Genomic DNA, 13029 nt, shown 5'->3' with positions numbered 1-13029 from the left:
CCGTACGCACACAAATATAGAAAAATACGAATGCCTTATCCTGCATTTTTGAAACCGCTCCTTTCCTTCGAAACTGAAAAATAAGCTTTAAATTTGCCTGCAAATCTCCCTATAACATGCGCCAAAACGCCCGAAAAAATATAATTTATTCTATCGTACTGCTCACTGCTATCCTTTTGGTGTATTCTTGGAGAAATCGTGATAAGACGGAAGCAGAATTAACGGAAATGAGTGTTCCTGTTGCTGGTAAAATCACGCTTTCAGGTAAAACGATGGGGACGACATACAATGTCACTTATCTAGATGAAGAAAACCGTGACTTGCAACCTTCCATAGATTCGCTTCTGGTTGTTTTCAACCAAAGCCTTTCTACTTACATCCCGGATTCTGAATTGAGCCAGTTCAATTTAGGCGATACTCTGGATTTCGATTTGCCTTATTTACTACCCATCCTTGAAGCTTCCAAAACTGTCTTTGAAAACACAAATGGAGCGTTTGATCCGACTGTGGGACCACTTGTGAACATTTGGGGTTTTGGACCTGGCGGACCAGAGCTCAAGGACAGCGTGGATATTAAAAACCTCCTAGCTACTGTAGGCTTTTCAAAAATTGACTTTGACCAGAAGCAGCTTCGCAAAAAAGTACCTGGAATTTACCTTGATTTTTCTGCTATCGCGAAAGGCTATGGCTCTGATGTGGTAGCTGAATTTCTAACCCAAAAAGGAATTTCTGATTACTTGGTAGAAATCGGCGGAGAGCTCGTTGCAATGGGAGTGAATGAAAAAGGTGAGCTTTGGAAAGTAGGTGTAAACCGTCCAGAGGAATCGGCTAATGCTTCTGACCTGATCAGTATAATAGCCTTGCAGGACCGAGGAATGGCTACATCCGGTAACTATCGTAATTACTACGTACGTGATTCTGTGAAAATATCCCACACCATCAATCCTGCGACAGGATATCCTGTGAATCACACGTTACTATCGGCCACTGTTTTGGCTGATAATTGCATGACTGCAGATGCCTATGCCACGGCTATGATGGTAATGGGAAAAGAAAGAGCCATTGCCTTGGATTCAGCACTTAGCGAAATCGAAGTATTTTTGATCTATGATGACGGAAACGGTGGTTTCAAAACTTTTGCCAGTGAAAGTTTGAAGCCTTTCTTATCCTTCCCACAGGAAAATTAATTTTAAATGCAACATTATTGAATTTTATTACCTTTGCCTGAGTTATCACTTTCTCCTTTTCCCCAGAAAACAGAAAAGTAACTCAGGCCGATGGAATTCAAATTTTTGCTTCTTTTTCTCACTGCAATGATCGCTGGATCATTGGTTTTTTTTGCGCCTAGTTTTAGAGAGAAATACTTTCGTTTGGTGCTGGTATTTGCTGGTTCCTATCTGTTTTCAATCACCATTCTACATATTTTGCCGGAACTGTTTGACAGCGGATTTGACAGTAAGCGAATGGGATTATACATTCTGATTGGTTTTCTGCTGCAGCAACTCTTGGAGTTTTGGTCCAGTGGGATCGAGCATGGGCACATTCATGCACATGAGCATCAGGGAAGCAAAGCCATGATTACTGTTATGCTTGGGTTATTTATACATGCATTTCTTGAAGGAACCTTGCTTTCACACGGCGAATTGATGGATCAGGGCGAACATGTACTTGGTCATGTGCATAATAGTAAAACTGTCCTTCTGGGAATAATTCTGCATAAAGGGCCTGCAGCTTTTGCATTGGCAGCGGTGCTATCAAGTACGTTGAGTAAGAAGACTACATTGATTTTGTTGACTCTTTTTGCATTGGCTTCTCCTCTTGGAATGATGTCTAGTTCCTTTTTATTCGAGGCTGGTTTGCTGGAAAAGCAGGGAATCGGTATTCTTTACGGCTTGGTGGCTGGTGGATTTTTGCATATTTCTACTACTATCTTTTTCGAAAGTAGTCCTCATCACAAATTTCAGTTGAACAAATTACTCGTAAGCTTCCTAGCCGCTGGGCTGGCGATTCTTTCTGAGTTTTTTATGAAATAGGGACTTTGTGTCGCCACTTTTTTTAGACTAAAAGGAAGCTAATACCCAAACAATCTCAGGAGAACTGAGAGAAATGCGGTAAAATTTCAAATATTTCATGGAAAACAGCTTGCATTCCTATGGATGCATTCGCTAGCTTCAAGGCAAGTTTTATTTTCTTAGCCTAAACCCTAACCTATGTCAGCAAAAAATGAAAAAATGAAAGCCTATTGGAGGAAAAACCTCCAAACCCTATTCTTACTTTTGGCAGTTTGGTTTGTCGTTTCATTTGGCTGCGGAATACTTTTCGTAGATGAGCTTAATCAATTCCGACTTGGCGGATACAAACTTGGGTTCTGGTTTGCTCAGCAGGGGTCAATTTTCGCTTTTGTGATTCTGATTTTTGTCTATGTGGTTCGAATGAACCGATTGGATAGGGAATTTGATGTGGACGAAGAATAACTTTTTAAGCTAAAAAAACTATGGAAATTTTAACCTGGACCTACATTCTCGTAGGATTATCTTTTGCATTATATATCGGCATTGCGATCTGGTCGCGTGCCGGATCTACCCAAGAATTCTATGTCGCTGGTGGAGGAGTTTCTCCCTTGGCCAATGGGATGGCTACTGCAGCGGACTGGATGTCTGCCGCTTCCTTTATCTCTATGGCCGGTATCATTTCCTTTGCTGGATACGATGGCTCTGTGTATTTAATGGGATGGACAGGAGGCTATGTGTTGCTTGCGCTTTTGCTTGCCCCATACCTTCGGAAATTCGGCAAGTTTACCGTTCCTGATTTCGTGGGAGATCGGTATTATTCCAAAACGGCCAAAGTAGTAGCTGTAATCTGTGCCCTATTTATCTCCTTTACTTACGTCGCTGGGCAGATGAGGGGAGTTGGAATTGTATTTTCCAGATACTTGGAAGTGCCGATAGAATGGGGAGTAGTCATCGGGATGTGCATAGTCTTTTTCTATGCAGTTCTGGGCGGAATGAAAGGAATCACTTACACCCAAGTAGCTCAGTATTGCGTGTTGATCTTCGCCTACATGGTACCTGCGATTTTCATTTCCATGCAATTGACTGGTAATCCAATCCCTCAGCTGGGACTAGGCGGTTCTGTTGCTGATGGAACGCCTCTTCTGGATAAATTGGATGGCGTGCTCACCGAACTTGGCTTTGCAGCCTATACTTCGGGAAGAAAGAGCATCACTGATATGTTTATGATCACCCTGGCATTGATGGTGGGAACAGCTGGCTTGCCCCATGTTATTGTTCGCTTTTTCACTGTTCCTAGAGTCAAAGACGCAAGACTGTCTGCTGGCTATGCTTTAGTATTTATTGCGATTCTATACACCACAGCCCCTGCAATAGCGGCTTTTGGGATCTATAATGCCATTGAGACTACTTCTGAAAAAAATATTTCTGAGCTTCCTGAGTGGATTTCAACCTGGCAGAAAACAGACTTGATCAAAGTAGATGATAAAAATGGCGATGGGAAAGTGCAGTATGTAGCTGATGCAGCTGCAAATGAACTGACGATTGATCGCGATATCATGGTGCTGGCAAGTCCAGAGATTGCCAGGCTCCCAAATTGGGTGGTGGGCTTAGTAGCTGCTGGAGCGATGGCAGCCGCACTTTCAACTGCCGCTGGATTGCTTTTGGTGATTTCTACTTCGGTTTCAAGAGATTTATTCAAGACGTTCAGACCGGATATTTCTGATAAAAAGGAATTAAGGATTGCTCGCTTTGCGGCGGCTGGAGCAGTTTTGCTTGCAGGATATTTCGGAGTAAACCCTCCCGGGTTTGTTGCTCAGGTGGTAGCCTTCGCCTTTGGCTTGGCTGCAGCATCTTTCTTCCCGGTCATTATTATGGGAATTTTCTCCACCAGAATTAATAAAGAAGGTGCTATCGCAGGAATGATCACTGGACTTGTATTTACCATTGGCTACATCGTTTACTTCAAATTCATCAGCCCAGAACTGAATACTGCGGAAAATTGGTGGTTTGGAGTTTCACCCGAAGGCATTGGATCTATAGGAATGATTCTTAATTTCTTAGTATGTGGTGTGGTTTCCCATCTTACTCCACCACCACCTAAGGAAGTTCAGGATATGGTGGAGGAAATTAGAATCCCACGTGGTGCTGGAAAGGCGCAGGATCATTAAATTAGGGGATATTTTACCCAAAATTGAAAACAATAAACCAAGATTATCATGAGTGACAGAATTCATACCCTCAGCGGGTACCTCTACGAATACCAAAAAAGTGTAACCCAGCCAGAAGAGTTTTGGGCCAGAATTGCGGATTCATTTCACTGGAGGAAGCGCTGGTCAAAGGTATTGAAATGGAACTTTGACGAACCGGATGTGAAGTGGTTTTTAAACGCAAAACTTAACATTACAGAAAATATATTTGAACGCCATCTGTTTACTATCGGAGATCGTCCCGCAATCATCTGGGAAGCTAATGATCCAAATGAAGCAGGTAGGACCCTTACTTACAAAGAGCTCTTCTACGAAGTAAATCGCTTCGCAAATGCGCTTAAAAGCAAGGGATTAGGCAAAGGGGATAAGGTAATTATCTACATGCCGATGGTACCAGAGGCTGCTATTGCCATGCTGGCTTGTGCGAGAATAGGAGCAATCCACTCCGTTGTTTTTGCAGGTTTTTCAAGTTCGGCTTTGGCAGATCGAGTTATTGATTGTGAGGCAAAAGCGATTTTGACTTCGGATGGGAACTTCCGTGGAAGCAAGAAAATCGCTGTGAAAGCTGTGGTGGATGAAGCTTTGGAGAAAAGCTCAGTGGAAACTGTGATTGTCTATGAGCGTACCAAGCAGGAAGTGACCATGAAAGAAGGTCGCGACTTCTGGTGGCATGACGTCATAGCTGAAGAATCAGAACAATGTGTTGCTGAAGAAATGGACAGCGAGGATATGCTTTTCATTCTTTACACTTCGGGATCTACCGGAAAACCAAAAGGTGTTGTTCACACTACAGGAGGATACATGGTTTATTCTCAGTATTCTTTTGACAATGTTTTCCAGTATTCTGAGGGTGATGTTTATTGGTGTACTGCAGATGTGGGATGGATCACAGGCCATTCCTACATAGTTTACGGGCCACTTTTGGCAGGTGCTACTACGCTAATGTTTGAAGGAGTTCCTACTTTCCCTGATGCAGGTCGATTCTGGGCTGTTGTAGAGAAACACAAGGTAAATGTTTTCTATACCGCACCGACTGCGATTCGAGCTCTTCAGGCCTATGGCACAGAGCCGATCCAAAAGTATGATTTAAGCTCGCTGAAAGTCTTGGGCTCTGTAGGAGAACCGATCAATGAGGAAGCTTGGCATTGGTATCACACGCATATTGGCAAAAATAAATGTCCGATTGTAGATACCTGGTGGCAAACAGAAACGGGTGGAATTATGGTTTCGCCGATTGCAGGGATCACTCCTACCAAACCTGCTTATGCTACGCTTCCACTTCCAGGTGTTCAACTTTGTATTGTAGATCCTGAAGGAAATGAGTTGACTGGCAATTCTGTGGAAGGAAATCTTTGCATTAAATTTCCTTGGCCCTCTATGATCAGAACCACTTACGGAGATCATGAGCGTTGCAAGCAAACTTATTTCTCTACCTATAAAGGAATGTACTTTACAGGTGATGGCGTGAAGCGTGACCATGACGGATACTACAGAATCCTAGGTCGAGTAGATGATGTGATCAATGTATCAGGTCACAGGATGGGTACTGCTGAAGTAGAAAATGCAATCAATGAGCACCCGAAGGTGATTGAATCAGCGGTGGTTGGATATCCACACGAGGTGAAAGGACAGGGAATCTATGCGTATGTGATAGCCGATTTGACTAATCGTACGGAGGATAATTTGATCAATGAGATCAAAGAAATGGTTTCCAAAATCATTGGCCCAATTGCTAAGCCGGATAAAATTCAGTTGGTTCCAGGGCTACCAAAAACACGCTCAGGTAAGATTATGCGTAGGATTCTGCGCAAAGTAGCGGAAGGATCACTTGATAACATGGGTGATACAAGTACCCTGCTTGATCCAGATGTGGTGACAAAGATTATTGAAGGGAAAAAGTAAACTACACGAGTCAAGATCTAAGAGCCAAGATCCAAGAATCAAGAAATTGGTTTAGGGTCTTGGCTTTTTTGTTAATGCTGCGAATAGGAAAAAGGTTGGCTTGCCAACTACTTTTACTAAAGTATTGCCTACTAATTAATTTGCTTGGTTTGGCATTTTTTGCAAAAGAAAATAGCTGTAACTAACTTATTTACAGTATGTTAAAAGTAAGTTTGAATAATATTTTTATACTCACTTTAAAACTTTTAATTCAATGGCAAAACTCACAAATGATCCACAATTAGTTCAAGCGAAAGCGCTAAATGTAGAGCTGCTAAAACAGCTGCAGGTTTTTCAAGTCCATCCCATCACCCAAAAATATTGGGCGCTGGGAGGTGCTAGTGGTTGGCTTGGTACCAACACCACTTCCATCAGAACCTGCCCTGACGGGGTAGGTAAGTACCAGCATTATGTAAACGGATCCATTTATTACCATCCATCCCATGGAGCACATGAGGTTCATGGTCTTATCAGAGCGAGATGGCAATCCATGGGCTGGGAGCGAAGTTTGCTGGGGTATCCCACCACAGATGAAACGGCCTGTCCTGATGGTATAGGTCGATTTAATCATTTCCAAGGCGGAAGCATCTATTGGAGTTCTTCTTCTGGAGCTTGGGAAATACATGGGGCCATTAGAAGCAAGTACTCCAGTCTGGGCTGGGAGCGAAGTTTTCTTCGCTATCCACTAACCAATGAGAGTACATGTCCTGATGGAGTGGGTAGATATAACCACTTCCAAGGAGGAAGTATCTATTGGACACCAAGCACCGGTGCACATGAAGTACATGGTGCGATTCGATCTCATTGGGCTTCCAAAGGCTGGGAAAGAAGTTTTTTGGGATATCCTACTTCTGATGAACTGGTGGTTTTCGGTGGGGCTGCGCGTATTTCTCATTTCCAACATGGAAGCCTCTACTGGTCGCCGACTGCCGGTGTGAGGGAGTTGAAAGAGCGGGTGCGTGTACATGTGAAAATATTGGAGACTCCCGTTTCTTTTACCATCAATGAGCAATTTGCTGCCATGCAGGAAGTATATGCCATGGCTGGAGTGCGGGTGGATTGTGCTTCTACAGAAAATCTAAACCTTCCTACTCTAAGAGATGTGGATGTGGGAGGATGTACTATGGGTTCGGTTTCTATGGAGCAGACTCAGCTTTTCAATCAGCGGAATTTTGTAGGTCCCAATGATGTAGTGGTGTATTATGTGAGAAGCACGGTGCCGGGCTACAATGGTTGCGCTGCGCATCCATCTGGCAGACCTGGCTGTGTGGTAGTCCGGTCAGCTAGCCGATGGACATTGGGACATGAATTTGGACATGTGCTGGGCATTCATCATGTGAATGACAACAACAGGCTGATGACCGGCAACGGGACATTTAATATCACTAATCCGCCGCCAAATCTCACCTCCGGTGAATCCTCCACTATGCGTAATTCTAATCTTACAACTCCACTTTAAACTGAACGAAAATGGCAAAGTCAACAAGTAAATCAGCAGCGCAGGATTTTGATGCGCAAGAACTCCTTGCTTTTCTCAGACAAGATGAGTTGGACTATCCCGCAGGAGCCAAAAAATTTGGAAAAGCAGCACTCCCTTTTCTTGCAGAATTGGTGGAGGGCAATGACGAAAATCTTTCGATCAAAGCCGCTTATCTGGTGGGATACATAGATGATGAGGCAGGAAATGATATCCTGCAGATGGCTGCTGAAAAAGGCAGTGCACCAGTCAGAATCGCAGCGGCATTCGGAGCGCAAAAGCGAGGAGCCAAAGCAGCAGAAGCCATCCTGAGCAAATCTCTGGATGACAATGACCCTTCCGTGGTTAAATTTGCGCTGAGATCCGCTACTGCGATGAAGATGGAAAAAACATTCAAAACCAAAATTGATAAAATTTCAAAATCATTCTTGGATGATGGAATCAAATCTGAGGCACTAAATGTGATGAAAAAGATAAAGTAGGCATTTTTGAAAACTAATACCCCAAAGCCGTCCTAGAGACGGCTTTTTTCATTTCCAATTCACATCGATTTTGCCGCTAGCTTTCATATGTATGACCAGTTCTTTTCCCATAGGGTAAAAGCCTGAAGGTGTAACACTAAGATCAGCGACTTTCAAATCCATAATGGGCGTTGTTAGACCAAGACGGTCGGTGATATTTCCCAAGCTTTCCGTAAGCATTTCTCCAATTGGAAAAACGGCTTTGCGCTCAATACTTCGAATAATTTTTCGCTTTTTCAGCCCTACTCCCGTCTGTGCTCCAAAGCTTCCACTTTCCATTTTGAAATTGACATCTTCAAAAATCAGGCTTTGGGAAGCTGCATCATATTCTGGTTTACCCACGATAAACAGCGTCCCACTCAGTGTTTTTCCGTTGGTTTGCTCGGCATCAAAATCCATATGGATCCCCAATAAATCTCCAAATGCTCTGGTTTTGATATCGGAAGGAATCAGGGTTGTTTTTTTATCCACGCGAAATGCCTTCCCTTCCAAATTTTGCTTTAATAGTTCGTCAAGTCGGGTATAGCTCACAGCCAAAGGAAACAAGAGGTCAAGCTCATTATTGGAATTTTCATTTGGGCTAATTCCCGGTAATGGAAAAGCACTTAAAGGAGCAGCATCAGCAGGGTGGGAATTTACCTTGCCATTCATACCTAGCAAGAGGTTATAGTTCTGATCCTCGTCAAAATACTCCGTGAGTTTTATCTGCTCAGGCTGAATGGAAAATGCGGTGTTTCCACCTACCCAATCAATGGAGATAGGCTTTCCGACCTGAGCCCAGGCAAGATCTACTAGCGTCTTTAAACTGGCTATTTCTTTACCGCCAGTTAGATTTTCATTTCCCCATTTTCTTAGCTCTTTGCTCAACAAACCACTCAGGTCAACCTGCATTCCCAATACATCTACGCCTAAATTTCCACCCAAATCTACCAGCTCGAAACTTTCGGCACCAATTCCCCAATTGGAATTAATCACTGGATCAATTACGAAAACAGGGGAAAAGTCCTCGTCTAATGGCAATTTGGATTGAAATAAACTTCCCAATCCTTTGGGCTTTAAACCTACTTCACCCAAGATATTTATAGGCACGGTTAATTGAATTCGCTGGCTATCCAGAGCCGTCCAAGTAATCGTTCCTTTTCGTTGTAATTTCAAATCACCAGTAACTCCACTTCCCATATCCAACCCTTTCTCCTGAAGCAATACGGTAGGAATCTGCCCATTTAGCAGCCTATTTAATGTTTCTTTAGGAATCTTCAGAGGGACATTGACTCCAGCAGTAGCAGGTGGTGGAGGTGATGAAGGCGGGTTGGCAGCGGGATTTATACTTTTGCAGCCAAAAGAAATAAGGCAAATAAAAACTACAGCCAGTGGTAAGTTTGTAAATCGCCTAAGGAACTGTATTTTCATAAATGAAGTTTGGTTTTCGATGGGTAGTCTTTCTTCTACAACTATTGCCCCAAAAATATAAAATCGAGAAAATGAATTGGAATAAACTCACTGAAGCTGGTCAAATACAAGAAATCAAGGCGTTAAGCGCAGAAAAACCCGTATTGATTTTCAAGCATAGTACCAGATGCTCGATCAGTAGTATGTCTTTGGATCGCCTAACTCGCAAATGGACGGATATAGACAACGAGAAGTTGACTCCGTATTTCTTGGATTTGATTGCCCGACGTGATTTATCTGATTTGGTGGCAAGGGAGTTTGGTGTGCCTCATGAGTCCCCGCAAGTGTTGCTGATAAAAAATGGAGAAGCCATTTATGATAATAGCCACTTTGGAATCTCTTATGCTGACTTGATGGGAAAAATTTAGTTCTTCTGATTTTTAAACGGTTTTTATACCATTTATCCGCTTGATAACCCATTCTTATTTTTATCAAGTGGGCGAATAAACCTTTGATATTGCTTATCGGTCAAAGAGTTAGAAATTCGCATAATTATGAAAAAACACTACCCGGTTATAGTTCTGATTTTTAGTCTTTTAATGAGCTATTCAGCCTACGGACAACGCCCTACGGGCGAAGATCGTCCGGAAAGAAAATTTACGGGTACCGTCATGGATGGTGCCACTAAAACTCCGATGGCAGGAGCAAATGTCCTGATTAAAACCGTTGCCGATTCACTTTTGGCGGGTACGGTAACTGATGCAAAGGGTCAGTTTGAAATCGCAAGGCCTAGAATCCCTTCTGTGAAAATCGAGATCAAGTTTATTGGATATGAAACCATATCTAAGGTGCATACAGGAAGAGAACCGGTAGATTTAGGGGTTTTGACCCTTGTGGAAGATGCCCAGGTCCTAGGTGAGGTAGTGATAGAAGGGCAAAACCCATTGGGTGAAATGCGCGGGGACACGACTTCCTTCAATGCCAGCGCATTTAAGACCAAAGAAAACGGAATGGCAGAGGACCTGATCGGTAAGCTGCCAGGTGTCACGATCCAAAACGGCCAGGTACAAGCTCAAGGGGAAAGCGTACAGAAAATCTTGGTTGATGGTCGTGAATTTTTCGGTTCTGATCCAAACATTGCCTTGAGAAATCTTCCTGCAGATGCAATTGATCGAGTAGAGGTATTGGATCAAAGATCTGATCAAAGCCGCTTGACTGGTTTTGACGACGGTACTTATACTAAGACAATCAATATCATTCTGAGAGAAGACCGGAAAAATGGACAGTTTGGTAGAGGATATGCTGGATATGGTACGGACGAGCGATACAATGCGGGCGGAAGTTTGAATCTTTTCAACGGCGATAGAAGAGTTTCAATCTTGGGATTATTTAACAACATCAACCAGCAGAACTTCTCCAGTGATGATCTAGCAGGGGTAAATGCCAATTCAGGAGGAGGAGGTCGAGGTCGTGGTGGCTTTGGCGGAGGAGGAAATAACTTCTATGGAGGAAATGACATCGGTACCATCACCACCAATGCGATGGGCCTAAACTATAGCGATAAGTGGGGTACTAAAGTTAATTTTTCCGGAAGCTATTTCTTCAACAATACCCAGAATACCTTAAGGCAAATCACCAATCGCCAGACTGTAATCAATGAGACGACTACTCAGAACTATCAGGAAAACCTGATTAATTCTGTAGAGAACTTCAATCACAGGGCAAATGCGAGAATCGAGGCAGATCTCAATGAGAAAAACTCCTTGATTATTACTCCAAATATCTCCTTCCAGAGCAGCAATACATTCAGTGATAGAGATGCCTTGACTTTGGCAAACGATACTGATTCACTTTCTTCTCTTCGTTCGATCACAAATGCGTCAAACAATTCGTACAATATTGGCAACAACATCACATACCGCTATAAGTTTGATAAAAAAGGAAGAACATTCTCTACTGACCTCAATACCTCTTGGAGCAACAGAGATCAAGACTCGGAGCTTTCTGCGGCAAGTATTGACTACGGCAGAGATCAATTAGATACTACGCTGCAAGAGACCTATCTGCTCTCTAAGGGTTTCAATTATAGAGTGAATGCTACCTTGACTGAGCCATTGGGCGAAAAGTCCATAGCTACTTTAGGCTATCAAATCGGCAATAATAAAACTGATTCAGACCAGAAAACCCGAGTCTTGAATGCTGAAAATATACCGGTATTGGATACCGCCTTGAGTAATGAGTTTAACAACAAATTCATCACGCAAAGACTACGCACTGGCTATGCTTACAATAGTGCAGGATGGAATTTGAGCGCAAACTTGGATTATCAATATGCCAAACTGGACAATGAAGCATTTTTCCCTACAGAAGGTGTTTTCGTCCGTGACTTCAATAACCTACTTCCTAGTGCAAGTGTCAGTTACAGAAATAGAGAAACGGGCATGAACTTCCGTATCAGGTATAGAACCGGCACTGATGAGCCCTCTGTCAGCCAGCTTCAGAATGTGGTGAACAACCAAAACCCACTGAACCTTAGCGTAGGTAATCCTAATCTGGCCCAGAGCTTTCAGAACAGCATCTTTGCCAATATCGGCAAGTTCAATATGGAGAAAAACACAAGTTTCTTCATTTTTATGAATCTTTCCGCTACTAAAAACAATATTGGAAACAGTACCTACATCGTGTCACAGGATACCCTCATTAATAACGAGATTCTACTGCGACCTGGGGGGCAAATCTCTATGCCGGTCAATTTGGATGGAGCTATGAATAGTACGGTTTTTATGAGCTATGGAACTCCAATCAAAGGAATCAAAACCAATATGAATTTGAATACACGTATTGGATTCAACAGATCTCCAGGCCTAATCAACGGTGAGAAAAACATCAACGACAATATCAACTTGGGTCAAGGAATAACTTTTACTTCTAACATCAGCAAGGATTTTGATTTCACGATCAGTACTACGGGTACCTATACCATTGTAAACTCAAGCTTGCAGGAAAGTTTGGAAAACAATTACTACGTCCAAGAATCAAATCTTCGCTTGTATTACTCACCTAACGGGGGAAAGTTATTCATGGGAAATACGATCAACAATAGCCTGTACCGAGGACTTTCGGAAGGATTTGATCAGTCTGTTTGGCTGTGGAATATGGAAGCAGGCTACAGATTTGCCAAAAACAACAAGGCTGAGCTGAAAGTGGTCATCTTCGATTTGCTTAACCAGAACAACAGCATCTCCCGTACTATCTCAGATGTGTCCGTGTCCGATGTTTACACCAATGTGCTGACCCGCTATGGCTTACTGACATTCACCTATATCCTCGGTAATTTCAAGCAGCCGGAAAATGACGGTGGGCAGATGCCTTGGAGAGGAGGCCCTCCTAGAGGTGGAAGAACTTGGTAAGAGTTTAATTACGAATTTTGATTTAGGATTTACGTTATCTAATGATCCTCAAACCGGCTGGAGAAATTCAGT

At 42.9% G+C, this 13029-nt stretch carries 10 protein-coding genes; 9 read left to right on the top strand and 1 reads right to left on the bottom strand.

Annotated features, from left to right (window positions below):
* Positions 1-116 precede the first annotated feature (116 nt).
* From BM386_RS16230 to BM386_RS16200, 7 genes are all read left to right on the top strand, one after another.
* On the top strand, positions 117-1187 hold the full coding sequence (locus tag BM386_RS16230; protein ID WP_091696225.1) for an FAD:protein FMN transferase: 1071 nt from the start codon (positions 117-119) through the stop codon (positions 1185-1187).
* Positions 1188-1277: 90 nt separating this feature from the next.
* On the top strand, positions 1278-2033 hold the full coding sequence (locus tag BM386_RS16225; RefSeq protein WP_091696224.1) for a ZIP family metal transporter: 756 nt from the start codon (positions 1278-1280) through the stop codon (positions 2031-2033).
* A gap of 177 nt (positions 2034-2210) precedes the next feature.
* The gene (locus tag BM386_RS16220; RefSeq protein WP_091696222.1) at positions 2211-2474 is read left to right on the top strand and encodes a DUF4212 domain-containing protein; all 264 of its coding nucleotides are present in this window, start codon (positions 2211-2213) and stop codon (positions 2472-2474) included.
* A 20-nt stretch (positions 2475-2494) separates the two neighbouring features.
* Entirely contained in the window at positions 2495-4180 is a 1686-nt protein-coding gene (locus BM386_RS16215) for a sodium:solute symporter family protein (RefSeq protein ID WP_091696220.1), read from the top strand.
* Positions 4181-4228: 48 nt separating this feature from the next.
* On the top strand, positions 4229-6121 hold the full coding sequence (acs, locus tag BM386_RS16210) for an acetate--CoA ligase (RefSeq protein ID WP_091696218.1): 1893 nt from the start codon (positions 4229-4231) through the stop codon (positions 6119-6121).
* A 253-nt stretch (positions 6122-6374) separates the two neighbouring features.
* Positions 6375-7619, top strand: coding sequence for an LGFP repeat-containing protein (locus tag BM386_RS16205; RefSeq protein WP_091696217.1), 1245 nt, complete (start codon positions 6375-6377; stop codon positions 7617-7619).
* A gap of 11 nt (positions 7620-7630) precedes the next feature.
* Entirely contained in the window at positions 7631-8119 is a 489-nt protein-coding gene (locus BM386_RS16200) for a HEAT repeat domain-containing protein (RefSeq protein WP_091696215.1), read from the top strand.
* A 48-nt stretch (positions 8120-8167) separates the two neighbouring features.
* Here the strand turns inward: BM386_RS16200 and BM386_RS16195 are convergent, their stop codons facing one another.
* Entirely contained in the window at positions 8168-9568 is a 1401-nt protein-coding gene (locus BM386_RS16195) for a DUF4403 family protein (protein WP_091696214.1), read from the bottom strand.
* A 71-nt stretch (positions 9569-9639) separates the two neighbouring features.
* On the opposite strand from BM386_RS16195, the gene ytxJ reads away from it, so the two are divergent.
* Positions 9640-9975: a bacillithiol system redox-active protein YtxJ gene (gene ytxJ / locus BM386_RS16190; protein ID WP_091696743.1), complete on the top strand. Its 336-nt coding sequence runs from the start codon at positions 9640-9642 to the stop codon at positions 9973-9975.
* 126 nt (positions 9976-10101) lie between these two features.
* Positions 10102-12957, top strand: coding sequence for a TonB-dependent receptor (locus BM386_RS16185; RefSeq protein WP_091696212.1), 2856 nt, complete (start codon positions 10102-10104; stop codon positions 12955-12957).
* Positions 12958-13029: the final 72 nt, after the last annotated feature.

Source organism: Algoriphagus locisalis (assembly GCF_900116615.1).
In the GTDB taxonomy this organism is placed as follows: Bacteria; Bacteroidota; Bacteroidia; order Cytophagales; family Cyclobacteriaceae; genus Algoriphagus; species Algoriphagus locisalis.
This window is presented reverse-complemented; position numbering and strand designations above follow the sequence as displayed.